This is a genomic window from Bacillus sp. 0909A (assembly GCF_036765115.1).
GTDB classification, from domain to species: domain Bacteria; phylum Bacillota; class Bacilli; order Bacillales; family Bacillaceae; genus Bacillus; species Bacillus mojavensis.
Map to the genome: position 1 here is coordinate 866,595 of NZ_JBAIZU010000001.1, position 22,927 is coordinate 889,521.

A 22,927-nucleotide genomic window follows, 5' to 3' on the forward strand; every position below is an offset into this window, starting at 1 on the left:
CATGTAGCTCTAAGCTCGTGTCCTTTTTTTGTTTTTAGAGACGTAAAACATAATATGCCGATAAAAAAATTGTGCTCCTTCTGCAATGATAAATAGAAGGTAAACGGCCCCTATCATCTTTATCTTTGCAGAAGGAGCTGCTGGCTTTTGCTTTGAAGATTGTATCGTTTCTTATCATGAATACCTGCATATTTTTATGGCGAAGGATAAGGGGCTCAGCTTGCTTCCTCTAACCGTTATTCCTTAGGGGGAGAAGCCTTACTGCTTTATTATTGGGAAGCTCGCTTTTATTAACGAATGTATCAACCGAGCAGATGGTGGGGTTAAATGGACAAAGCTAAGCTACGCGACCTCTATGACAGAATGTCTTCGGAAGCTTGTGCGCCGCTGGCGTTAATTTCTCTGGCATTTGTCTTTTGGCCAGGTTACTTAACATCAAGAATCATGACGATACCTGATTTTTTTGGAGCAGCGATTTGATTAAAGAACAACAGATCGTTTCTGAGCTTTTGATCATAGGTTACACTGTATCATTCCTGCCGAAGTGCTGTATTCAGGGGATCTTGTTTTTGGCATCAGCACGTTCATTGCGGTTTAAAGTGAAAAAACTGTTTTTAAATGAGAAGGCTGCTAAAGGAAAGATCCCTTAAATCAGATAATTACATCTAAATACGTATAGCCATGGACATGAGCCGTTTCCTAGACTTGGGATAACGGCTTATTTTGTGATTGGTGGACGAGGAAATGGAAGAGGGCTTTGTCTGCGCTGTTCTCCCAAAACAATGAAATATCTTGCCTGTATTCCTAACATACTAACTGTTCATATAGGAAATCGTGGTTGTCGTTTTTCGTGATCAGTTCAGCTTCCGTGTCATTAGGTTTAATGTCTGATGCAGGTTACGGAATAATGTTTGGTGATGTTGATGCGAGGATACGCAAATGTTGTACTGGTTCGCTGTTGGAGTTTTACACCTATCGTGCCGAGAGATATGGTTTTATGTCTTCTGAAGACGTGGAGACAGACTTACGGAGTCTAAAGTTGAAGAAATAGCTGGCACCAATGAGGTGTGTTCATATGGCTTACAAAATTTAAAATGAATCTTCCCCTATAATACATTAGAACGTGCTGGGAAGAGAAAATTTATTGCTGCACAAGGCGGGTGCCACATGGACCAACTTAAACAGATAGATTGACGGCTCTCATGAAAAGGCAGAATTTAATAAGAAAATAGATTCTGAAACCGACCTGACTCTTGTGTAAGTGAAAATTCAGCATTAAGCACAGCAGACTGGCAGCAACTGTGAGGACAATACAAAAAATCACGATTCTCATGCTTCTTTAGAGAATAGTGATTTTGAAACTTCTACCTAGATTATTTGATTTGGATTGCCGAAGCTTTGTTGTCCCAATCTGGAGCCCTATTGGCAGTTTTGCGATACCAATCAGAATGTCTAAATTGTTGAAGTGTGCTCCCAGAGCGTCGTTGAATAGCTTGAAGAAGGCGAAGCCGTACTTAAGGAGGAAATTCTGTCATTCCAGGTGGAAGGCAAGTTTTTTAACCCGTCTCTCCAATAAGTATACTGATTATACTCATAGAAATCGGTGCAGCGTGGGGCGCGGCAGATTAACAAAAGAGGATCTTGGACATATGTCAAGATCCTCTTTTACTTAAACCAGCCTTTTTCCTTTGAACGCGTAATGGCTTCTATTCGGTTTTTCACTTCAAGCTTTTCTAGAATCATGGAGATATAATTTCGCACAGTCCCGCTTTTAATGCTGAGTTCTTGGGCGATTTCTTTTGTGTTTTTTCCGTCAGCCACAAGTTCGAGCACTTCTTTTTCTCTATCTGTGAGAGGGTTGGCCTCGCTATACATATCCTCCATCAGCTCAGGTGCGTAGATACGCTTTCCATTCATGACGCTTCGGATGGCGCTCGCGAGCTCTTCGCTCGGACTGTCCTTTAACAAATAGCCTTTAACGCCGGCTTTAATGGCTCTCTGAAAGTAGCCGGGGCGGGCAAAAGTGGTTAAGATAATAATTTTGCAGCCTGTATTCTTTAATTCCTCAGCTGCTTCAAGTCCTGTCTTTCCGGGCATTTCAATGTCCATAATGCATACATCGGGCTGGTGTTTTTTTGCAAACTCGACAGCATCCTGTCCGGTTGTTCCTTTGCCGACGACTTTCATATCGTCTTCTAAGTTTAATAGTGATCCTAAAGCACCCAGCAGCATCTGCTGATCTTCTGCAATAAATATACTAATCATGTAAGCCATCCTTTTTGTTTATTTTGAGTTATTAGGAATTTTCATGGTAAGCTTGGTTCCGTTTTTGGTGTTGATGTGAAGGCTCCCGTTTGCAAATTCAAGACGCTCTCTCATACCAAGTAAGCCATGTCCTTTTGAAAAGCACGTGTCTCCTCCTTGAAATGTTCCATCGTCTGACACTGTAATAACAACTTCCTTCCAGAGCTCCTGGATTTCAATCCGGCATGTTTTAGCCTGACTGTGTTTGACAACATTTGTGACAGCTTCCTTTAAGCACATGCTCAAAATGTTTTCATTAAGCAATGAGATATTTTCGGGCATTTTCTCATCTTCGTAGATAAATGTAATGTCAGCAGCTTCGAGAATTTGTTTGATGTTTATGATTTCATCCTTGAGCCGGATGCCTTTCATAGAGGATACAATTTTTCTTACTTCATTTAAAGAAGTCCTCGCTGTTTGCTGAACGCTTTTCAGCTCACGCGCTGCTTGTTCGGGATCTTTGTATATTAATTTTCTCGCCAAGTCGCTTTTTAAACCGATAAGTGAAAGCTTTTGACCAAGCGTATCGTGGAGATCGCGGGCAATCCGCTGCCTTTCTTCTAATTTTACCAAATCGGCAATCCGTTCATTTGCAAATTCGAGTTTTTCTTCCAGCTGTTCGCGCTCCTTGCGGCTTTTGATACTGAACGGCAATAAAATCGCACTGATGAGGGTGATGACGACAAAAGGAATTTGTGTCAGAAAGAATTCCTTTTTTAACACAAGACTGAAATTCGCTGCGACAGCTGCGCTTATTAAATGTACGTAATATAAAATGTGGAAAGGGACGCGTTCTTTTATGTTTCCGATAAAATACGCGATAAAAAAAGCAAAATAAATATAACTGAACAGCGTAATGGAGGCGGTTGAAATGCCGATTAACAGAAACGCCCACAAATAAATGGCCCAGCCTTTTGAGACAAAAGCAAATCGATAAACCGAAAAAAATAAAAGCGTCAAAATAATTCCGACGATAATAACAAATGTAGAAGATGATTTAAATATAAAGTAGAAGGGCAGGATGAAAAATATCGTCCATATATATGGCGTGATCCCGCTTAGTTTTTGAAATGTAAAATGCTTTTTGATCATGATATAACCTCATTTTCAGCTTTTCATCTTAAATGTAACTTTACCATTGTAAAAGCCAGAATGCATCACCGAACAATAAAAAGGAAGTCTTCTTGTTGTATAAGAAGACCTCCTAATTGTCAGGCGTTCTCCCGCAGCTTCTGTTTTTCTGTTGAATCAGGCGGAAGGCGGAATGATATTTGTTTTATACCCCGAAATGATACAAATTGTTTTTTGTCTTCATCCCAAAGGCGGAAGGCGAGTGATTGCAGGCTTGTTTTTAAGGTAATTGTCGGTACGTTTTTTAATGGTTCGTGATGTTCATGAGCAACTTCAAGCTTATAGTTGGGCACCTTTGGGCTCAAATGGTGAACGTGGTGGTAACCGATGTTGCCTGTCAGCCATTGAAGGAGTTTCGGGAGTTTATAAAATGAACTGCCTTCCACAGCGGCCTGAACGTAGCTCCAGTTTTCATCTGCTTCAAAATAAGAGTCTTCAAATGTATGCTGTACATAAAACAGCCACACGCCGATTGAACCTGAGATCAGAAAGATAGGGCCTTGCACGAGCAAAAACGACTGCCAGCCAAAGATGAGACAGCAAACAGCAGCCAATGACACAATTGCCAAGTTTGTAAGGTACGTGTTCACACGCTCCTTACGTCTTGCGCCTTTTTTGTTAAAACGGTTGGTGATCAGAAAAACATAAATTGGTCCTAGAATAAACATGATAAACGGATTTCTATAAAGTCTGTATGCAAGTTTTGTGCGTCTAGATGCGGCTATATATTCGTTTACCGTTAACAGCCAGATGTCACCTGTTCCGCGTTTATCCAGATTGCTGCTGGTCGCGTGATGAATCGAATGGCTGTGCTGCCATTGAAGGTAAGGGAATAAAGTCAGAACACCTGTCAGAAAACCGAGAATATGGTTATAGCGCTTTTGTTTGAAAAATGATTGATGGCAGCAGTCATGAAAGATAATGAAAATTCTTGTCAAAAACCCTGAGGCAACCACTGCTAATGCTAAAGTAAGAAGATAGGAGACATTGAGGCTGAAATAAGCAAGAAACCAAAGTCCGAAGAAAGGGATAAACGTGTTTAAAAGCTGAATCAGACTGTTTTTTGTTTCGGGCTGAGCAAAAGCAGCGACTTGCTTTGTCAGCAGTTTTTGTTTGTGTTTAAGGGTTGGTTCAGTCATAGTAAAGGATCCTCTCATTGTGTGTCTCGCTTAAGTATACGAAAGAGAAGGATGTCTTTGTAGTAGCACACATCATACATCATATATGACATTTGTCATGTGGACTGAGATGACGTGCAGATGTGAAAACAGCTTGTAAATGATTTTACAAGCTGTTTAATGTTTGTCAATCCATATTCGTGATGTACCCGAAACAGCTTCAAGCCTGCATGTTCCTCCAATAGGGAACGTGGCAATTGGAGAGGTGTGCCCGGCATTTATGTTTGCGATGACGGGGAGGCCAGATAATTCTTTTTTTGTACCAATTATCGCTTTTACGTGATCTATTGATACGTTAGATGCTTTTTGGAACCTGCCGATCAATATCCCTTTTACATTTGAAAAAGAAGGGAGGTGGATGAGAGATTGTAAATCGCGGTCAAACATGTTTGCGTCTGACATATAATCATCTTCAATCAGTAAAATTGTGTTTTCTGTTTCAGGAAAATACTCCGTTCCCTGTAGCAAATTAAGTGTACACAGGTTGCCGCCAATCAATGTGCCTTCCGCATAGCCATCCTGGATCACAATAGGACCGGAATGAGGGTGAAAGTGCCTGTTTTCTTGATCTAAAAACCATTGATCATCGCTCCACTCTTGTGATGGCAGAATTTCAAAGGGTTCATTCGAAGAGCAGCAAGCCAGAAAATAATCTTTTATATATTCCAATCCTTTTTTCATTGCAAATGTAGAAAAGTGGGGGCCAGAATATGTAACGAGGCCCGTTTTTTGATAAATAGCATTGGCGAGAGCCGTAATATCGGAATAGCCGCAAAGAATTTTGGGATTCTGTTTGATTTTCTCGTAATCAAGATAACGCAGCAGCTGATTGCTGTTGAATCCGCCGAGTGTCGTTAAAATAGCTTTGACGCCGGGATCGAAAAAGGCGCTGTGCAGATCACTTACTCTTGATTCAATAGAGGATGACTGGAATTCGTTTAATTCCTCTGCGTGTTCAGCAATGGTCACACGAAAACCCAATTGTTCTAATGTCGTTTTTGCGTGCAACTTTGCTTCATTTGTTAATATGGACATGCTGGTAGCGGGAGACACGATTCGAATTTCGTCTCCCGATTTCAGTTTGGGTGCAAACACTTTAGGTCCTCCTAAGCGGTTTTACACCATTACAGCATATTTCGGCACATTCTTCCAGATTTTTTTAGAAATCTGTCCATTTAATGCTTCCTGATTGTGTATCGGAGTCAATACACACTTCAAATTGATGTTTTTCATAAAAATGTATGAGCCTGTCCACATGATTCCAATCCCGTTTGGCTATGTCGCCGGTAACTTTCGGGATATTGCTGTCTCTGGCAATATCCTTTAAATATTTCATACAAATAGAACCGAAACCGTAATTCGGAGGTCCTTTAATATCTCCAATATGAATGGCATCGTCCTGATAGGATGCTACAAGTGAAAAGCAGCTTTCCCCTCTATAAGCTGTTTCACAATCCGTGAGCATAATTTTGCATGTTTGGCCATCATCAATCGAGGAAACAATCATCCAATCTTCATCTTTCGATTGATCAATACCAAGCACTCTGGCATCTTTCGATAGATCCTTTATATTTTCCTGCATGCGATAAAGTTGAAATTCTAAATGATTCAGCTCTTCTTCAAGCTCTTGGCGGTTTTTTTCCTTAATGGTAATCAAAATCAAACCCCTTTCAAAAAATAGTTAGAAACACAGTAACCAATTGTAGTAGATAGAAGAGGCGTTTGTAAATGATAAATCCATAATTGCTAGAATTTAGCGTAAGTAAGGTTTGATCGGTTTTAAGAGAGGAAAAAGAAAAGTAACCCGTTGCAAAAGGAGGAATATGAATGCCGATTGATTCATTGATTAAGAAATTGCGTTATGTCCAATTGGAACCCCCGGACAAAATTCTTTCGTTATATCTCAACACAGATATGAGGGATCCAGAGCAACAGGGGGGAGAATGGAAAATTACCCTTAAGTCAGGGTTCGGGAGATTAAAAGAATATCTGGCAGCAAGTGACCCGGAGGAAGAAAAGTGTCTGAATGCAATCACGGACAAAATCTATCACCACCTTAACGGAATAGGAAAAAACATGCCGCGCAGCCTTGTATTTTTTGTTTCAAATAGCGGGATATGGGAAGCAATCAAGCTACAGATTCCTGTTGAAACAACATTTTTCTGGGAGGAGACAGCTGTACTTGATCAGCTGGAAAATTTACGCAAAACGTATCCAAGTACAGCTTTTATTTTAACGCAGCAAAATGAAGTGAAAATTATAGAAACCGTTTTAGGCAAAATTGAAGCGGTCGAACATTATGAATATGACGCAATCAATGAGTCATGGGAGAGCAGCCAGTCTTCTAAAACCAAATCGGCATCGTTAGAAGAGGAACAACTGAAGAATCATGTAACGGAGAATCAAACGAGACTGTACAAGCGGCTGGCGGCCAATCTCGACCAGAAAGCCGCGGCAAAAAAATGGGAGCGAATGATCATTGCCGGTGATAAAAAAACAGCTGACATCCTCGATCAGCATATGAACAAACCCATTCATTCAAAAATCCAAAAGAATTTGCTGAATGAAAATGAACATAAGGTCGTTGATCATTTAATGCAAGAGGCATAAACCAAAAGGCTGGTGCTTTTTAAGCACCGGCCTTCTGAAGTGTGTCTAATTTCTGACGAAGCCATCGAAAACGTTGACATCTCCGTTGAATTTGCATACGATTTGGATAGCCAGTACAAATTAGGAGAGGTCACCAAATGAATCAAACAGAAAATAAACCGAAAAATTATACTGGAATTGTCCTTACGCTGACAGTTCTGATTAACGGTTTGATCGCAGTGCTGTTTTTTATGCCTAAATTAGATCAGTTCAGCCATGCGAATATTCACATTTTGCCAATGCTGAATGCGATATTCAACAGCTTTACGTTTATCTTCTTGTTGGCGGCATTGATTATGATTAAACAAAAAAACATTAAGGCGCATAAACGCTTTATTTTAGCTGCTTTTACGACAACATTATTGTTTTTGATTTGCTATGTCACATACCATTCGATTGCGGAGAATACGCTGTATGGCGGAGAAGGTATTATGCGTCCGATTTATTTCTTTATATTAATTACGCATATCTGCCTTTCTGCAATCATCGTGCCGCTTGCGCTGTTTACGCTGATCAGAGGCTTCAGCATGCAGGTGGAGCGCCATAAAAAAATTGCCAGATGGACAATGCCGCTGTGGCTGTATGTCAGCCTTACAGGTGTTATTGTATATTTGATGATATCACCGTATTATTAAAAGCCATACTCAGTATGGCTTTTTTGAGGTTTGTAAACATGACAAAAGCCCAAATATCGTTTTGGGCTTTGTTAGTAAATTGACAGGCTCCTTTAATGAGCCGTTGATTCCATGGTTTCAAGTGTTGCGACTTGTAAAGATTTTTCAACCGTTTTCGTTTTTTCTTTTACTTTTTCCGCGTACGTGTAATCACCGTAGCAATACGGATAACGGAAATTGTTTTCATTTCCTCCGCAAGTATAGAGCCCGGGATTTTTTTCGACTTGCTGCTCGGAGTATTGTTTTGCCAATTCCTCAGTATGCGTTCCTCCATGTTCAGCTACAAAATCAATATAACCTGCCCCCATGTTGTAGCTTTGAATAATCGTATCCAAATCCACACCTTTTTCTTTACCGGTTTTGTACATGAGGGTAAATTGCTTGATGCCTTGTTTAATACTGAGTTGAGGGTCTGTTATCTCATTACGCTTTAACCCCAGAGATTCAGAGGACTGCATCGGATCATTGCCTTTTCCTTTTGACTCCTGATACATCATGCCGAGTATCAGCGATGTGTAATTGGAGAGTCCCCGGTTTTCAAGCTCGTCCTCAACCAGCGGTTTATAATCAGTTAAACGTTCGAGGACAATTGTTTTCGTGTCAATCGGAAGTTTTTTGATTAAATCGCGGTTGAACAAAAGCAGAACCAATAAAAAAGAGGCCATGACAAAGACAGAAATCATCATAAAACCCGCAGCAGCGAAACAGCCTTTTCTCTTTTTCTTCACTGTGTTTCACCCTCAATGTTTGCAGCAGTATGACTTTTTTATTATGACATAGAACGTATACCAGACCAAGTAAAAACCTGATTTGAAACATAAATTTAAACTGTGAGGTTGAATTGAAACAAGAAGAGACAGGTTTGCATGAAAGGTCATTTGTTATAAGATAAAACTATGAAATAAGAAAGGTGAGACACATGACTGAATTTCGAGAAGCGGACCGTGAAAATGAAACGGTGACCGATTTGGACGAAGAAACTTTATTCCTAGTCGCACAAACCTTCAAAGCGCTTTCTGATCCTACCAGAATCAGGATTCTCCATTTGCTTTCTCAGGGTGAACATGCTGTGAACGGGATCGCTGAGAAACTGAATTTACTGCAATCAACAGTATCCCATCAGCTCAGGTTTTTAAAAAATCTCCGGCTCGTGAAATCGCGCAGAGAAGGAACATCAATCTACTATTCTCCCGAGGATGAGCATGTTTTAGATGTGCTTCAGCAAATGATCCACCATACAAGACACGATTAAAAAAGACATCCTTGCTGCCGCATGTCGCGATTAAGCAAGGATGTCTTTTTCTTTACTGTGCCCATTTTGCTCCAGCCCGTTTCTGCTGATTTTGATGACAATAGAGGAAAAACCGATATAATAGACGGCGATCAGAAAACAGACGCCAATCGTGAAAGGATCAGTTCCGATAGACTGGCTGTAAGATCCCAGGCTGTGAAAATCAGGCGCAGCAAGGTACAGCTCTGTTACACGATAAAGAAATCTTGATAGAAATAGGGTTAGCAGAATAAGCTCTACCCAAATATGAGTCCGGAAATAAATTTTTCCTCTGCGTTTTTCAAAGGAGAGATTTTTCCTAGCGAAAAAAACCAGCAGACATCCGCCGAGAATACCGATAATGAAATATCCATACAAAGATGGATGAATGAGGCTGAAGATGGTGAGACCGAATGCAAACATTGAAAAAAGAACCAAACGAGTAAAAAGCCAGCGAGGCTTCAGCGGCTGATATCCGATGGAGCGCTTGATTTTTTTATACAGAAAAAAGACGATAATCATGACAGGATAAACGCTTTGAAGTGTAAGATGCATGATGTGAATCCCCTCCGTTGAGAAGTGTATGCTTATCCGTTTTGAAATAGTAGTCTAAATAAACAATGACCATAAAAAAAGAAGGGGAGGCCCCTGTTTTCATAATATATGCACGATGCCTTTAGGCTGCATAATAGATATGCCCAAGCCTCATAAAATGGTATGATAATATTGGAAAATAAAAGCAGGAGACAAGGTGCGAAAAATGAAACTGGAACGTATGTTAGCGATGGTGATGTTATTAATCAGCAAAAAACAAGTGCAGGCTGCTGATCTAGCTGATTTATTTGAAGTATCAGTCAGAACGATTTACCGAGATATTGATACGATCAGCAGAGCGGGTATTCCGATTGTAACCTCACAAGGCGCCGGGGGCGGTATCAGTGTGATGGAAACGTATCGGCTTGAAAGAGAGTGGCTGAAAGAAGAGGAGCTATTTGCTATTGCTTCCGCTTTGCAGAGCATCTCATCCATGTATGAACCCGCTTCTCACAGCGCGGCTTATCAAAAAATAAAACATCTCATACCAGACCAGGCCGCAGAGGCATTTAAGCGTGAAACGGAAAAATGGTTTATTGACATGACGGCATGGGGACAAACAGAGGACCAAAAGGCGCTTCGAGAAAACATCAGTGATGCAATCGATCGGTCGTCAACCATATCATTTACATATACAAATGCAAACGGGGAAACACTTCTCCGTGAAACAGAGCCTTACACGCTGGTATGCAAGGCAGGCCGCTGGTATTTATACGCCTACTGTCTGGTTAGAAACGATTTCCGCTTTTTTAAATTAAGCCGCATAAAAGATATGACTGTTTTACATCAATCATTTATGAGAAAAGACATACAGCTGGAGACTCTGCCTTGGGATATGAATTGGTATCGAAAGGATCGTTTAACTGAGCTGGTCATTCTTGTTCAGCCCGGGGCGCGTCAGCGTATAAGTGAATGCTTTGGAAATGATATCCTTCAATTTGATGAAAATGAAGCCTGCCGAGCGGTGATATCCCTGCCCGAGGATCAATGGCTGATTGGTTTCTTGCTGCAATTTGGCAAGGATATTGAGGTCCTGGAACCTCTTCATATCCGGGAAAAGGTAAAAGAAACGATTTTTCACATGCAAAAAATATATGAAACCTGACACAATGCTGTCAGGTTTCTTCTTTTATAATCTAGGTAAAAAGGAGGTATCATATGAACTATTCACATGTTACATATTTAGAACAAAAGCGTTTTTCAGGACTGTCCCAAAGAACAAGCAATGCACTGGAAATGACAGAAAAAAGACAAATCCCGCTCTTATGGAATCGATTTTGGCAGCAGGATACGAGCGTGTTACTCCCGCCTCATAAAAAGGATCAGAGCATTATCGCTTTATACTCTCATTACGAACAGCAGGAGAATGGGTTTTACACATTTTCTGTCGGCGCTTTTACCGAGCATAGCGACATGCTTCCGGAACCGTATGAAGATATATATTTACCGGCTTCCGATTATGCTGTTTTTACTTCAAAAATCGGCCCTATTGAAGACGTTGTACTCGAGACGTGGAAGGAAATTTGGACTTGGGACAAGCGGCATTTGCGTACGTTTTCGGGAGACTTCGAACAGTATGATCGAAGTGCGCTTTCACCGCAGCGGGCGCAGGTGAAAATATTTGTCGCCATAAAATCAGCATAACACTCTTGAAAAACTAATGGTATTAGTTAATAATAAAACTAACACCATTAGTTTTTTATTCAGGAGGAGTTATCATATGAGAATGATTCAGAATCAAACTGTGCGGCAGCTGACGTTTTATCCGGCATTATTTCCGGTCAATTGTTATCTTATAGAGGAAGAAAATGAAGTAACCTTAATTGATACTGGTCTTCCGAACAGCTATAAAGGGATTATCCAAGCAGTGAATCAGCTGGGAAAACCACTGCAACATATTTTACTGACTCATGCGCACGGTGATCATATCGGTTCGTTGGATGTACTGTCCCAAGCTTTTCCTGATGCAAAGGTTGTCATCTCCGAGCGTGATTCATTCTTGTTAAAAGGTGATGTTTCTTTGCGGAAAGATGAACCGCAGACGCCTATAAAAGGAGGAATTCCAAAAAATATCAAAACAAAGCCTGACGTTTTGCTGGCGGGTGGCGAAACAATCGGTTCTCTCCTTGCGATTTCAACCCCGGGTCATACCCCGGGAAGCATGTCGTTTCTAGACACAAGAAACGGAATTGTAATAGCTGGGGATGCATTTCAATTACGTGGGGGGATAGCCGTTTCCGGCCAAATGAGATGGACATTTCCTTTTCCTGCCTTCGCCACTTGGAATAAGGAGGCTGCTGTAAGAAGCGCAGAACGGCTCGTTGACAAGGCGCCGAGCTGTCTTGCGGTCGGACATGGACATTTCCTTGCTTCACCTGAACAGTCGATGAAATTAGCCATTCAAAAAGCAAAGAAAGGGGTTTGAACATGTCACCGAGAGCAGGTTTACATCAAAAGATGATTATAGAGGCGGCGGCAGAGATTGCTGATCAGGAAGGAATAAACGGCGTGACGCTAGCAGCACTCTCTAAAAAAATGAATGTACGGCCCCCGTCTCTGTATAATCACATAAGCGGGCTGCAGGGAATCAGAACAGAGCTTGCCGTTAGCGGTTTGACAAAACTTTTTGATCAGATGGCTGATTCCGTCAAAGAACAGAAGGGGGAGTCCGCCTTGCTATCTTTAGGTGATGCATATGTTGGGTTTGCAGTTGAAAATCCGGGTTATTATGAAGCGACTTTGCTTAAAATTCAAGATGAAAGAGCTGAAAGCCTGTCAAACCAGATTGTCCGGCTTGTCGCAAAACTGCTTATTGACAGCGGTTATGCAAACGAAAAGACTGTGATTCATGCAACAAGAGGGCTGCGAAGCTTGCTGCACGGATTCGCGACTTTAATCGGAAAAGAAGCGTTTGAACTAAAGGAAGACATTTCAGACAGCTTAGCATTTTCAATTCGATTATTTTTATCGGGTCTGTCGATAAACAATAAAAATATTATGTAAACCAAATAATACATGTCTTATATCTCTGAATATTGTATAATATATCTTGCAGTATAGATAAGGGAGAGGCAAGAGGCTATGCATGAAATTTACAACATTGAGCAATTAGCGGCAGCATCATGGCCGTCTTATTTTCAAAAGAAAATGGGAAATGGCTTCTTAGAGCGAATTTTGGCGTAACCAAACGTGCGAACAGCGTATGGACATCGGCGGATATGCCAGAAGGAGATTACCAAAAAGAGATCGAGCATTTTTATAAAAGTTTAGGCCTGCCTGTTTGTATTCAAATCAGTGACGCATCACCGGAAGGACTGGATGATGCATTGGCAGACAGCGGATATGAAAAGATAGATGAATGTTTTCAAATGACAGCATCATGCTGTGATATGTTAGATCGTACGTTTACAACAGCCGATTTGGGAGCAGGAGTCATGTCTTTATGGGTTGATAATTTTATCCAATTGGAAGAATTTTCACAAGAACGGCATTGCGGCTATACAAGCAATTTCAAACGAATGCAGCCGTGTAAAACCTTTTTCACTATGTATACCAAGGCAGCCTGACAGCAGTGGGCACGGCCTCCGTTATCGATGGCTATGGCGGACTCAGCAATGTTGTTGTAGCAAAGGAACATAGAGGAAAAGGGGCAGGGACTCAAGTCATCAGGGCTCTGACTGAATGGTCAATGAGCTAAGTATATGTACTTGCAAGTGATGAAAGAAAACTCAGCCGCCGTTTCTTTGTATGAAAAAATCGGGTTCTCGCCTATATCGGAACACCATTACCGGATCAAAAAGGAGGATGGCTGATGAATTCGCTTCAAGAGATTATCTGTGAAAAACGGACATATACACGTCTTTATTCCTCACATAAGCACGCGTACAGCCAATTTCTTTTTCCCCTTGAAGGGAATATCGATCTTGAAACAGAGGAGCGCCAGGTTAAATTAAAGCCGGATCATTTTTTATATATTCCGCCAGAGTGCGAGCATCGGTTCCGCTCTATTGGCAGAAATGAATGTCTTGTGCTGGATGTGCCGCTTCATGCGATGAAAATTGAGGAGTATCATGCAGCCGCAGGGGTTGAAGCTGCAATCGATCCTTTTTGGTCATCGATCAGGCACTTATTAATAGAGGAAGCAAATACACGCTCAGCACATACGCTCCATCTGCTTGTTCAATACATAAAAGAAAAACTGCAAACCCATACTCATGCTTCAATCGCATACATCCATAGCCATTTGTCTGAGCCGCTGACAATACAAAAGCTGGCGAAAATTGAACATTATCACCCAGCTTACTATTCAAGCTGGTTCAAGAAACAGACTGGAAAATCCCCTCAAGCCTATATAGCTGACCTCCGTCTCGGGGAAGCGAAACGGATGCTGATTGAGAAAAATGAAACACTGACTGTTGTGAGCCAATCGCTCGGCTTTCAGAACCTTTCTTCTTTTACAAGATGGTTTGCAAAAAGTACAGGTGTATCGCCCCGAATATACCGGAACACCTTTCATTCGGATAAAAAAATATGAGCTTTTGGTTAAACAATTAACAAGTGTCTCTTTTAAAATAGTAAGAAAAAGGAGATATAATGATGGCTGTAATTGAGGATTTTGAAAAATTGGATATCAGAACTGGGACCATTATCAAAGCAGAAGAATTTCCTGAAGCAAGAGTCCCGGCGATTAAACTGTTTATTGATTTTGGAGAAGAGATTGGCGTCAAACAATCAAGCGCGCAAATCACAAAGCGCTATCGCCCAGAAGAACTGACCAACTCACAGATTATCGCTGTCGTGAACTTTCCGCCGCGCCGAATCGCAGGTTTTAAATCCGAAGTGTTAGTCCTCGGCGGCATTCCCGGCCAAGGTGACGTCGTCCTGCTTCAACCGGGACAACCGTTACCAAACGGAACAAAAATCGGATAACGCAAAAAAGACGTTTGCCTAAGAGGCAAACGTCTTTGCGTATTGAGGCGATGCACCACACGCCACATTCGTGTGTACCGCAAAGGGCATGTACATCGGCTTACACAATTCAGCTCATCGCTATATGAATATAGCATGGTGGGGAAGGAATTGCAAGGGTTACTTTGCGTTATTGTGATTAAATTTGTTGTAAAAACCTGGCTTATTTTGATGGAACTAATCGTAAAGTCTCAATCATAACGGTATCATTATTTTATTGTGTGAATAGAGATATGGATTTAAGCATCAAAACCATGGAGTGTAACTTGGTGTAGTTTCTGAGATGGATTCTGCATGGCTAGTTAGTGGAGCGACTGTTGAGAATAGGAGCCCGAGTATTAGTGTAGATAGAACTGTTTTTTCACCTAACAATCATTCTTTCTAGTTTTTTAATAGTGATGACTATAGGTTATGTATAATTATAACACAATATACATATTATAGAGGTGGAATTATGAAATTTGATGACAAAAAGAGTCTATTAAATACTATAGGGAACATATTTATAGTTCTTGTACTTATCTCTTTATTTGTTTATGCATTCTCTAATGAATCAATTGAATGGTATGTTAAGATCGCTTCTATTGTGATGTTAACTGTCTCTTATATGTGCTACGCTTTCATTTCATGGCAGGAAAAATGGTTCGTTTTAACTTTGATTATCTCCTGGCTTGTGATTATTTTTTGGGCATTCTAAATTAATTTGGGTTGCCGCTTAACATTTTCATCTTTATGGAACCTAGAATTCTAACAGCAGGAGATACGAAGCCATAAGCCGAATTTGAATACATCTCGAATAGAAAGTGCCCTGTATATGTATCATCGTTGGTGCCACTTTGGTTAGAGGGTTCCCCTTTGGTTTTTTGTTTCGCTTTTGAAATGACAGGAGGACAACGCTGTGTGGAAAGCTTTAAGACAGTTACTCAAGAAACAGAAAGATCACAGTCAAATAGACGAACGTTATTTACAGATTCCAGAAAAGGATTTAAATCTTGAATTGAAACAAAAGGTAATTGAATTGGAGAGATTAGGGGAAGCACTATCCGAAAAACTGCAAAATAAGTATACAGATCCTTTTGAAATTCAGGGTAAACAAAACCTTAGCATCCAAATTTGTAGGGACATAGATGGTGACATATTGAGTGATTTAACAGCTGAGAGGTGTTTTGAAAAAGAATACCGTTCACAAATAACATTTAACTATAGAGCTACGAAAGCCTACAATGAAGATTTGGACTGTTATACAATTGAATTATGGTATTTCTACGGCGGTTATAAAGGAACCGGTTGTGGAACATTATTCGATTTAAATAAAAATGACTTAGAAATAGAAATTGAAGAGACACTACTATTTTTACTCAATGATAAACAATCCGAGAAATAAAAAAAGAGAGCCGCAAAGGTCTTTCATTCATCTTTCAAATGCAAAGTTGTCAAGACCCCTGCCCATTTTAGATTGGTAAGTAGGGTGAAAGCTCCTTCTTCAACTTCATTTTCCTTTTAGAATGTTTGTTTCTTTATTTATATTGGTAGACCATCAATAATTATAATCCTGTATCCAATTATTGAGAATTTAATTTTTCCATAATATTATCAAGCCCAGTTTAATACGCAGGGTATGTTAAAATTTTGCTGATTCATAATCAAAAGGGGAATGAGATTATGCTAGGGATTAAAGTTGAGAAATCAAACGAAAACTTAATTATTCATTGGCAACTTTCCAAAGTTGAAATTCCAATAAGAGAAATCAACGATGTATTCCTTGATCCATATTACGGGGGAGAGGAGAAACGTGCAGTAAGGATAGGGTTTCCTTATGGCTCTACGGATAGGGTAGTGATTAAAACAGCTAATAGCACTTATATTTTGTTCACCACTAATGCAGCTATGATTATGAATAAAATTGTTAATGCTTAAAATATTTAAACTTCATTCATCATGTATTCGCAATGATAAATAGGTATTTACATATGGGGTGAGTTATATGACTAACTTTGTTCATAAGACTGTAAACGGTTTGAAAAGTCTCTTAGATGAAAAAGGAGCCATTACATTGTTTTGTTCTGAAGGAGATACCATGGAATGCCTTGTTACTTTTTCACCGGACAAAGCAACCCTTAACGAGATTCAAAGCTTTGAAGCTAAACACCAGCTTACCCTTCCAGAGGATTATCAAAAGTTTATTACACTGCATAACGGTGCGAAAATTTTTGAGGTTCTTGCTGATGGGGAGAATATAGGTGGAGGACTTCAGCTATTTAGCCTTGAAGAGATTGAAGAGGAACTAAAATATGAGGAATTGTTTGATGGTATCAATGGTATCCCAATTGGCTACTTATTGGAAGAATGCCATTTAATGATCGATAAAGATAAAATTAATCAAGGTGATCCTAACTATCTCTATATATTTGAAAGTGGTTTAGAATATAATCCATTAAATTTAAACTTTGAAATATTTTTAGACCGGTATATATTGGCTAATGGGGAACCTTTTTGGGATTGGCGCTACTATACCGCAGAAAATTATTATAGAACAAGATAGTGTGATGTATAGGACAGTCATTTTGGCTGTCTTTTTCTGTTATTCAAATAGTTTTATTGTGGTAAAATTTACATAGGTTAGGAAGGAGAATGATATGAAGGTATTTGAGGCTGATTCATTACTCTCTGAAGCGGATAAAAGAACCAAAGAGTATAAGGAACTAAGGTCGCAAATGGTTAAGCTAAGAAAAGCGTTTAAGGACGTAGCTGATTTAGATGACAGTGAGTTTGCCGGCAAAGGTGCCGACAACATTAAAGCATTTTATCAAGATCATGCGGGTGTGGCTGACAATTGGATTGATTTAATTGACATGAAAATTGCTTTCTTAAGTAGCGTTTCTGCAAAACTTGAAGATACAAAGATGTCAGATGCTTATATAGAAGAATCTTTTTTAGAACATGAACTTGTAAATGCATACACAAAATCAAAATCCATTATGTCTGAACAGAAAAAAGCAATGAAAGACATTCTGAATGACATCAATGATATTCTTCCCCTTGAAATATTCTCAACAGAAGACTTCAAAGACAAACTTTCTTCTGCAGATGACAAACGTGAAAAAACAATCAATAAGCTAAACAACCTTGATGAGGATTTAAAAACAGAATACGCTGAAACAGAACCAAACGAACAATTTATTCAGCAAGACTTTAAAAAGCTGCAGGAATCAACAGGCAAAGGAAAAAACGCCACTCCGATTCACTACAATGCCAAAGCATATAGGGAAAGTGACATACATAAGAAAAAAGGCGATATTGAGAAGCATTCTGAAGCTTATTTAAGCGTGAAGAAGGAGGAAGCAAAAGAACGAGAAATTAAGGAATTGAAACAGAAACTTAATGATGGTGTGTCTGGTCCTGATGAGTATTTAGAGATTGCTAAGAAAGTAGGCTACGAGAATCTGGAGCCATCTCAAGTACAGCTTGCAGTGCAAATTGAACAAGCAAAGCAGTTAGAAGAAGCAGGAGAGATCACCTGGGATATTATTAAAGGAGTAAGTGTAGCTGCATATGATGTCGTTAAGGATACTGTAGTTGGTGCTAAAGACTTAGCAGCTGGTACCTGGGAATTTTCACAGCTTTCAGAAGAGCAAAAGCTTTTAAAAATGACTGGTGCCATAATTGAAACACCGGCTTATGCTAAAATTATATGGAAAGATTTATCTGATTCATGGAATGATAAGATGGTCAATGGTGATGCCTATTCAAGAGCACACTTTATTACTTATGCTGTTGGAAGCCTTGTTGGATTAAAAGGTGGGGGCTCTATCCTTAAAGGGTCAAGTAAGTTAGCTACAACTGGAGCAGCCAAGGTTGATAAACTCTTAGGGGCTGGAGAAAAAGCAGTTACTAATAACGTAAAGACTGGAATTGATAAAGGAAAAACCTTCATTAATTCTATTTCATTAAATAATAATCGATTGGCGTATGCAGGTATCCTACAGGATATAGAGAATACTCATAATGTAAAAAATACATCAATATTAAAAGAAGCGATAGATGAGAAAAACAGTGTGCTATATAAATCGGCTGGTAGCGATGATTTTATAGGAACTCTAAAAGGTGAAAAGGTTCTATTAAAAGGTGTTAAAGTTAAGGAAATTAGCTACACAAAGAGAAGTTCAGAAGAAACAGCAAAACTTAGAAGAAAGTTCAATAGTTCTATAAAAAAACAATTCTTAAAAGGTCTATCAAATGATTCCAATAAAGTTAAGAAACTTAAGAAGGCTGGCTTAACAGATAAGGATATTGCCCGAATGAAGGATGGGTTGAATCCAAAAGGATATCAAGTTCACCATAAACTTCCTCTAGATGACGGTGGCACAAACGACATGGATAACTTGATTTTGATTAAAAATGACCCTTATCATAAAGCAATAACTAATGAGCAAAATTCGTTAACAAAAGGTTTGACACCGGGGGAAACAAAGAAGATTAATTGGCCTATTCCTAATGGTGAGATATATCCAAGTGAGAAGTAAGGGGGCAGTTTTATGTGGGTAAATTTATTAGAGGAAATTCGAAAAACTGAAGCAAAGTATGGAGATGAATTAAATTCTCCTGTTACAGATCAAGAAATAAGGAATTTTGAAGAAGCAGTATTAGGTAAGTTCCCTGTAAATGAGATTCCTTCAGGATATAAAAAATTCCTTCAAACTGTGAATGGATTAGATTTTAATGGCTTGGTAATCTATGGATTGGATCAAGAATTACTGAGAGAAGAAAATGATGAAGAAGTTTATGGTTTTATTGAAACAAATGAACAGTGGCACGAAAATGATGAGCAGAAAAAATATCTGTTTTTTGGTGATTCAGATACAGCTTGGTATTGTTTAGATGTAAATGAGAATGAATACTTAGAGCTTGATAAACCCTCTGGAACGCCGATGAACAAATTTGATGATTTTAACGCCATGCTAGCTGATGCATTGAAAGTTAGTTTAGACAACTAAACAAAAGTATTGCTATAGCGCAATAGAAGACTTGAGTTGCACATCCTCAATCTAAATAAAATAATGGTTTTATCCACCAAGCAATAGTATTGCAAATACCATTTTTATATGGTTATAATTAGGGTAATGATACAATTATATAATTATTTTTTGCATTTTGTTTAATGAAATGCATAAAATAAAAAAGGCCAAGGTGCTACCAACACCCCGGCTATGTACAAAAAGCTGCCCATCAAAGGGCTTGCTCTGATGCAGAAATAAACTTAGATAGACCTAACCCTTTAAGGTTTCCAGTCTCAAGGGAGTTCTATTTTTTCTTCTGGCTTGACGTTACAATCATCATTATATTGAAGATCAACAAGACGGTATTAATATTAACCCGCCAAAATTGATCATTATTATTAATGATTCGTAAACAGTCATTTCCCCCCCTTCATAGGGGATGAGCAAGACTCCCTTGAGTGAGCAAACATTATGTACGGGAAATATTATATTATACATAAATGCCCTTGTCGTTAAAAAATCTCAATAAATTGACAACGTGAAAAGAACTTGTTTAATGCAGGTTCTTTTTTAATTTCAAATATTAAACAATTCTCTTCAAATGACGATATTTAACATGTAAACTTGTACCAAGGAGGATTTAGGAAATGAAGAAGAGAATTACATATGTACTGCTTGTTCTTCTAGCAGTAGTAGCTTTCGCTTTCACTGATTCATCAAAAGCAAAAGCAGCAGAAGCATTACCACTCTACTATCTACAAATTACAGGGATTACATCAGACGGAAACGATTTTGCTTGGGATAACATCACTTTTAGTCAAACCAAAGCTCCAAGTGTTTTAAAAGGTGATAAACTTCACGTTAGGGCTCGTTTTATGGGGTATACAAAGTTAACAGTTATCACGGGTAAAGATGGAAAAAATCTGTTATATGATGGTACAGCTAGGATGTATAAATCCGATGCCATTCTTGGTCAGAATAAGGTGGTTATAGGGTGGGATAAATATTTTGACATTCCAATGGACGCACTTCAAGATAACTCTATACAGATTAAAGCATTAAGCTCAGGCACCACATTTGTTTACAGCCAAAAAATTGATTTTGAAAGAGAGTGAACCAGGTGATTAGCACTTCAAATTATGATGTAACTAAAGATCCAAAGTTCTTAGCATTTTGCAGCTTGGCTACAGAAGGATACGGGGGAAATAACTCAGCTCCTAGTAGATCCATTGGTTTTAGTGAATTCTGTGAAAAACTTGAGAAAAATGAAGTAGTTAAACCCGAGAACAAAAAAAGCTCACTTGACCTAAATAAGTCACTAGACTATTGGAAATCAAGATTTAATCCAGGAGGCAATCTCTCTGCATTAGATTCACAGGTATTAGATATTATCAAAAAAGCTTACAACTTAGGCATGGTTAACAAAAATAATATGCTGTTGAGAAACGAAGCAATTAATGCTTATAAAAATTCAATTTAAATATGAAACAATGCCCAGCTTAGTGCTGGGTATTTTATTTATTGAGGGTTATTTTCGGCAAATACTTTTGATGCTCTTTAATAAGTTTTACTCGGGGAAAACAGTGAGAAGTATCTCAGTTACATTATCAAATATAGAGGATGATGTTAATCAGCAGTTGAGTTTATTTGAAGTGGATAATGAAAAGAGAAGGAAACTCGGGTTTGTGATGGATGGGATCAGAAGTAAATACGGCTCTAAAGCAATTCTAAGAGCAGTTTCTTATACACCTGCAGGGACAGCGCTTCACAGAGCTGGGCTTACTGGGGGACATAAATCATGAGAATAGAGGGGAACTCCCTCCCTCTATTCTCCTTACTTAGTTATTAGTATTTACGTTTCGGCTCTTTCAGCAACCTTGAACGTATCGTCTTGTTGTTGGAGAAAGGAAGCACCCACTGTTCCGGCAACACCGAATAATAAAACTGCGCAGATAATTAGTTTTGTTTTCATATTGCTTCTCCCCTTTTAATTTGTCTTCTTGCTTCATTTGCCAAACGATAAAATTCAATTGCACCCCAAGCTTCTTTTTTTGCTGTAAGAAAATCAGCTACAACAACTCCATAGCTTTCCATATCAGGGTACATGCCTCTTTCTCTGAAGAACTGGAATGCTTCTCTTACTAAATTTAAATCCGAATCCAAGAAAAGACCTTTAACCATTTTCAGCTTTTCAATTACTACTTCATTGTTGTACTGTTCTGCTATCTGCTTTGATTGTTCATAAAACGCTTGAGCATTTTTAGTATCGTTTTGCCTTCCTTTTAAGAAGGAGATAACAAACAATGTTTTAGCTGCATAATCATGGTTTTCTGGCTCAATGATTTGGAGCGACTTATTAAAGTGAAAAAATGCTTTATCAAGTTCTTCCATTTGATTATAACATAATCCAATATTAAACAGTGCTGAACGTATCAAATGTCCTCGATTCTTCTCATTTTTATTCAGCTCTTCTGCTTCTTGGTAAGCTTTATATGCTCTTTTTAACGCCTCATCAAACTTCATGCTGTCCAGCAAATTGCCAAATATGACGAATTGACAACGTACTTTTTGTACCCCGTATGTAGAGTTTCCATTAACATCAGGTTGCTTTTTAAAAATATTATAGGCTCTCATGGCATAATTCATTGAAAAATAAGTCTGTTTCATGTGGTAATACACTTCTGACAATTTAAAATAAAATTCAGCTTTTTCAACTTCAATATCTTCGCTATCGATTGAGTCCAAATGTTTCTCTGCTTGTCTATAGTGATTAAGAGAGAACGTCAATTCTTTTTGTCTAAAATAGAACATACCCATGAAAAAATAATAGTAATATTCGAGCATTCCTGTTAAGTTTTCATGACCTTCATATTCTTTTAACTCACCATAATTTTTCTCAATGTCTTTTATTGCGTTAGGATACATATACGCTAACATTAATTTATGTCTAAATTCGAGTAGAGAGTAGTATAGCAAGACATCTTGATTCTCTTCCATAATCTTTATTTCTTGCATAACTTCTTTTCGCATTTCCTCAGCTCTACCGACCCAATTCTTTTTAATTGCCACATACCAATGATTCATTTTTGTCGCTACTAAGTCATAGGGAATGACTTTTTCAGTCTTCAAGTTTCAAACCCCTTTCTGTCCTTTTTATTATAT

26 protein-coding genes and 4 pseudogenes are annotated in these 22,927 nt (G+C 38.8%); 20 read left to right on the forward strand and 10 right to left on the reverse strand.

The features are described from left to right. Positions 1–327: 327 nt before the first annotated feature. Together V6D42_RS04745 and V6D42_RS04750 are read left to right on the forward strand one after the other, a co-directional pair. Positions 328–480, forward strand: coding sequence for a hypothetical protein (locus V6D42_RS04745; RefSeq protein ID WP_333512507.1), 153 nt, complete (start codon positions 328–330; stop codon positions 478–480). Further along, positions 477–650, forward strand: coding sequence for a hypothetical protein (locus V6D42_RS04750; protein ID WP_229147249.1), 174 nt, complete (start codon positions 477–479; stop codon positions 648–650). The genes V6D42_RS04745 and V6D42_RS04750 overlap by 4 nt, the downstream gene beginning before the upstream one ends. Positions 651–1,373: 723 nt before the next feature. Here V6D42_RS04750 and V6D42_RS04755 read toward each other — a convergent pair. From V6D42_RS04755 to V6D42_RS04780, 6 genes and pseudogenes are all read right to left on the reverse strand, one after another. After that, a pseudogene (locus V6D42_RS04755) lies at positions 1,374–1,605 on the reverse strand (hypothetical protein); the annotation flags it as partial. A 60-nt stretch (positions 1,606–1,665) separates the two neighbouring features. Further along, on the reverse strand, positions 1,666–2,265 hold the full coding sequence (gene desR, locus V6D42_RS04760; RefSeq protein WP_333512508.1) for a two-component system response regulator DesR: 600 nt from the start codon (positions 2,263–2,265) through the stop codon (positions 1,666–1,668). A gap of 18 nt (positions 2,266–2,283) precedes the next feature. Further along, positions 2,284–3,396 carry a sensor histidine kinase gene (locus V6D42_RS04765; RefSeq protein ID WP_333512509.1) on the reverse strand — a complete coding sequence of 371 codons (1,113 nt, stop codon included), beginning with the start codon at positions 3,394–3,396 and terminating at the stop codon, positions 2,284–2,286. Positions 3,397–3,515: 119 nt separating this feature from the next. Further along, entirely contained in the window at positions 3,516–4,574 is a 1,059-nt protein-coding gene (gene desE / locus V6D42_RS04770; protein WP_333512510.1) for a fatty acid desaturase DesE, read from the reverse strand. Between the two features lie 156 nt (positions 4,575–4,730). Next, positions 4,731–5,708: a S66 family peptidase gene (locus V6D42_RS04775; RefSeq protein ID WP_333512511.1), complete on the reverse strand. Its 978-nt coding sequence runs from the start codon at positions 5,706–5,708 to the stop codon at positions 4,731–4,733. Positions 5,709–5,772: 64 nt separating this feature from the next. Beyond that, positions 5,773–6,270, reverse strand: a complete 498-nt coding sequence (locus V6D42_RS04780) for a hypothetical protein (protein WP_333512512.1) — start codon at positions 6,268–6,270, stop codon at positions 5,773–5,775. Between the two features lie 170 nt (positions 6,271–6,440). Between V6D42_RS04780 and V6D42_RS04785 the strand changes: the two genes are divergently transcribed. Both V6D42_RS04785 and V6D42_RS04790 read left to right on the forward strand, forming a co-directional pair. Next, the gene (locus V6D42_RS04785; protein WP_333512513.1) at positions 6,441–7,223 is read left to right on the forward strand and encodes a VLRF1 family aeRF1-type release factor; all 783 of its coding nucleotides are present in this window, start codon (positions 6,441–6,443) and stop codon (positions 7,221–7,223) included. A 137-nt stretch (positions 7,224–7,360) separates the two neighbouring features. Further along, positions 7,361–7,897, forward strand: a complete 537-nt coding sequence (locus V6D42_RS04790; protein ID WP_003231280.1) for a DUF420 domain-containing protein — start codon at positions 7,361–7,363, stop codon at positions 7,895–7,897. Positions 7,898–7,989: 92 nt separating this feature from the next. On the opposite strand, the gene V6D42_RS04795 is transcribed toward V6D42_RS04790, so the two are convergent. Beyond that, entirely contained in the window at positions 7,990–8,664 is a 675-nt protein-coding gene (locus V6D42_RS04795; protein ID WP_024121708.1) for a lysozyme family protein, read from the reverse strand. A 191-nt stretch (positions 8,665–8,855) separates the two neighbouring features. On the opposite strand from V6D42_RS04795, the gene czrA reads away from it, so the two are divergent. Continuing rightward, positions 8,856–9,188 (forward strand): Zn(II)-responsive metalloregulatory transcriptional repressor CzrA, encoded by a 333-nt coding sequence (gene czrA, locus V6D42_RS04800; RefSeq protein WP_333512514.1) that lies wholly within the window; start codon positions 8,856–8,858, stop codon positions 9,186–9,188. Positions 9,189–9,218: 30 nt separating this feature from the next. On the opposite strand, the gene V6D42_RS04805 is transcribed toward czrA, so the two are convergent. Further along, entirely contained in the window at positions 9,219–9,761 is a 543-nt protein-coding gene (locus V6D42_RS04805) for a kinase (protein WP_333512515.1), read from the reverse strand. Positions 9,762–9,966: 205 nt separating this feature from the next. Here V6D42_RS04805 and V6D42_RS04810 point away from each other — a divergent pair, with 205 nt between their 5' ends. From V6D42_RS04810 to V6D42_RS04865, 12 genes and pseudogenes are all read left to right on the forward strand, one after another. Continuing rightward, the gene (locus V6D42_RS04810; RefSeq protein ID WP_333512516.1) at positions 9,967–10,905 is read left to right on the forward strand and encodes a helix-turn-helix transcriptional regulator; all 939 of its coding nucleotides are present in this window, start codon (positions 9,967–9,969) and stop codon (positions 10,903–10,905) included. A 53-nt stretch (positions 10,906–10,958) separates the two neighbouring features. Next, positions 10,959–11,444 (forward strand): GyrI-like domain-containing protein, encoded by a 486-nt coding sequence (locus tag V6D42_RS04815; protein ID WP_333512517.1) that lies wholly within the window; start codon positions 10,959–10,961, stop codon positions 11,442–11,444. 76 nt (positions 11,445–11,520) lie between these two features. Next, positions 11,521–12,225: an MBL fold metallo-hydrolase gene (locus V6D42_RS04820; RefSeq protein ID WP_333512518.1), complete on the forward strand. Its 705-nt coding sequence runs from the start codon at positions 11,521–11,523 to the stop codon at positions 12,223–12,225. Positions 12,226–12,227: 2 nt separating this feature from the next. Then, positions 12,228–12,803, forward strand: coding sequence for a TetR/AcrR family transcriptional regulator (locus V6D42_RS04825; protein WP_333512519.1), 576 nt, complete (start codon positions 12,228–12,230; stop codon positions 12,801–12,803). 78 nt (positions 12,804–12,881) lie between these two features. After that, positions 12,882–13,612: pseudogene (locus tag V6D42_RS04830) on the forward strand (GNAT family N-acetyltransferase). Continuing rightward, on the forward strand, positions 13,612–14,334 hold the full coding sequence (locus tag V6D42_RS04835; protein ID WP_333512520.1) for a helix-turn-helix domain-containing protein: 723 nt from the start codon (positions 13,612–13,614) through the stop codon (positions 14,332–14,334). Before V6D42_RS04830 ends, V6D42_RS04835 begins: the two are co-directional and overlap by 1 nt. Positions 14,335–14,396: 62 nt before the next feature. Continuing rightward, positions 14,397–14,729, forward strand: coding sequence for a chaperone CsaA (csaA, locus tag V6D42_RS04840; RefSeq protein WP_010334556.1), 333 nt, complete (start codon positions 14,397–14,399; stop codon positions 14,727–14,729). 937 nt (positions 14,730–15,666) lie between these two features. Next, a complete protein-coding gene (locus tag V6D42_RS04845) occupies positions 15,667–16,152 on the forward strand; it encodes a hypothetical protein (protein WP_333512521.1) in 486 nt (161 codons plus the stop codon). A 278-nt stretch (positions 16,153–16,430) separates the two neighbouring features. Then, on the forward strand, positions 16,431–16,685 hold the full coding sequence (locus V6D42_RS04850; RefSeq protein WP_333512522.1) for a SunI/YnzG family protein: 255 nt from the start codon (positions 16,431–16,433) through the stop codon (positions 16,683–16,685). Between the two features lie 67 nt (positions 16,686–16,752). Next, positions 16,753–17,310: an SMI1/KNR4 family protein gene (locus V6D42_RS04855; protein ID WP_333512523.1), complete on the forward strand. Its 558-nt coding sequence runs from the start codon at positions 16,753–16,755 to the stop codon at positions 17,308–17,310. Positions 17,311–17,404: 94 nt separating this feature from the next. Further along, a complete protein-coding gene (locus tag V6D42_RS04860; RefSeq protein WP_333512524.1) occupies positions 17,405–19,291 on the forward strand; it encodes a T7SS effector LXG polymorphic toxin in 1,887 nt (628 codons plus the stop codon). A 12-nt stretch (positions 19,292–19,303) separates the two neighbouring features. Then, positions 19,304–19,762: a YrhA family protein gene (locus tag V6D42_RS04865; protein WP_333512525.1), complete on the forward strand. Its 459-nt coding sequence runs from the start codon at positions 19,304–19,306 to the stop codon at positions 19,760–19,762. 307 nt (positions 19,763–20,069) lie between these two features. On the opposite strand, the pseudogene bsrG reads toward V6D42_RS04865, so the two are convergent. Then, positions 20,070–20,185: pseudogene (bsrG, locus tag V6D42_RS04870) on the reverse strand (type I toxin-antitoxin system toxin BsrG). Between the two features lie 227 nt (positions 20,186–20,412). On the opposite strand from bsrG, the gene V6D42_RS04875 reads away from it, so the two are divergent. The 3 genes and pseudogenes from V6D42_RS04875 to V6D42_RS04885 form a co-directional block, all read left to right on the forward strand. After that, positions 20,413–20,880 (forward strand): DUF4879 domain-containing protein, encoded by a 468-nt coding sequence (locus V6D42_RS04875; RefSeq protein WP_333512526.1) that lies wholly within the window; start codon positions 20,413–20,415, stop codon positions 20,878–20,880. A 5-nt stretch (positions 20,881–20,885) separates the two neighbouring features. Continuing rightward, positions 20,886–21,245: a hypothetical protein gene (locus V6D42_RS04880; RefSeq protein ID WP_010334537.1), complete on the forward strand. Its 360-nt coding sequence runs from the start codon at positions 20,886–20,888 to the stop codon at positions 21,243–21,245. Positions 21,246–21,312: 67 nt separating this feature from the next. Further along, a pseudogene (locus tag V6D42_RS04885) lies at positions 21,313–21,567 on the forward strand (UV damage repair protein UvrX); the annotation flags it as partial. Positions 21,568–21,733: 166 nt separating this feature from the next. Here V6D42_RS04885 and V6D42_RS04890 read toward each other — a convergent pair. Continuing rightward, complete coding sequence (locus V6D42_RS04890; protein ID WP_333512527.1) at positions 21,734–22,894, reverse strand: Rap family tetratricopeptide repeat protein; 1,161 nt, start codon at positions 22,892–22,894, stop codon at positions 21,734–21,736. Positions 22,895–22,927 lie beyond the last annotated feature (33 nt).

Bases quoted from the DNA above. Each gene is read 5' to 3' on its own strand.
- V6D42_RS04785 (WP_333512513.1), top strand. From the start codon at position 6,441: ATGCCGATTGATTCATTGATTAAGAAATTGCGTTATGTCCAATTGGAA.
- V6D42_RS04810 (WP_333512516.1), top strand. From the start codon at position 9,967: ATGAAACTGGAACGTATGTTAGCGATGGTGATGTTATTAATCAGCAAA.
- V6D42_RS04865 (WP_333512525.1), top strand. From the start codon at position 19,304: ATGTGGGTAAATTTATTAGAGGAAATTCGAAAAACTGAAGCAAAGTAT.
- V6D42_RS04860 (WP_333512524.1), top strand. From the start codon at position 17,405: ATGAAGGTATTTGAGGCTGATTCATTACTCTCTGAAGCGGATAAAAGA.
- desR (WP_333512508.1), bottom strand. From the start codon at position 2,265: ATGATTAGTATATTTATTGCAGAAGATCAGCAGATGCTGCTGGGTGCT.
- V6D42_RS04815 (WP_333512517.1), top strand. From the start codon at position 10,959: ATGAACTATTCACATGTTACATATTTAGAACAAAAGCGTTTTTCAGGA.
- V6D42_RS04855 (WP_333512523.1), top strand. From the start codon at position 16,753: ATGACTAACTTTGTTCATAAGACTGTAAACGGTTTGAAAAGTCTCTTA.
- V6D42_RS04745 (WP_333512507.1), top strand. From the start codon at position 328: ATGGACAAAGCTAAGCTACGCGACCTCTATGACAGAATGTCTTCGGAA.
- V6D42_RS04805 (WP_333512515.1), bottom strand. From the start codon at position 9,761: ATGCATCTTACACTTCAAAGCGTTTATCCTGTCATGATTATCGTCTTT.
- desE (WP_333512510.1), bottom strand. From the start codon at position 4,574: ATGACTGAACCAACCCTTAAACACAAACAAAAACTGCTGACAAAGCAA.
- csaA (WP_010334556.1), top strand. From the start codon at position 14,397: ATGGCTGTAATTGAGGATTTTGAAAAATTGGATATCAGAACTGGGACC.
- V6D42_RS04820 (WP_333512518.1), top strand. From the start codon at position 11,521: ATGAGAATGATTCAGAATCAAACTGTGCGGCAGCTGACGTTTTATCCG.
- V6D42_RS04850 (WP_333512522.1), top strand. From the start codon at position 16,431: ATGCTAGGGATTAAAGTTGAGAAATCAAACGAAAACTTAATTATTCAT.
- V6D42_RS04825 (WP_333512519.1), top strand. From the start codon at position 12,228: ATGTCACCGAGAGCAGGTTTACATCAAAAGATGATTATAGAGGCGGCG.
- V6D42_RS04790 (WP_003231280.1), top strand. From the start codon at position 7,361: ATGAATCAAACAGAAAATAAACCGAAAAATTATACTGGAATTGTCCTT.
- czrA (WP_333512514.1), top strand. From the start codon at position 8,856: ATGACTGAATTTCGAGAAGCGGACCGTGAAAATGAAACGGTGACCGAT.
- V6D42_RS04765 (WP_333512509.1), bottom strand. From the start codon at position 3,396: ATGATCAAAAAGCATTTTACATTTCAAAAACTAAGCGGGATCACGCCA.
- V6D42_RS04875 (WP_333512526.1), top strand. From the start codon at position 20,413: ATGAAGAAGAGAATTACATATGTACTGCTTGTTCTTCTAGCAGTAGTA.
- V6D42_RS04835 (WP_333512520.1), top strand. From the start codon at position 13,612: ATGAATTCGCTTCAAGAGATTATCTGTGAAAAACGGACATATACACGT.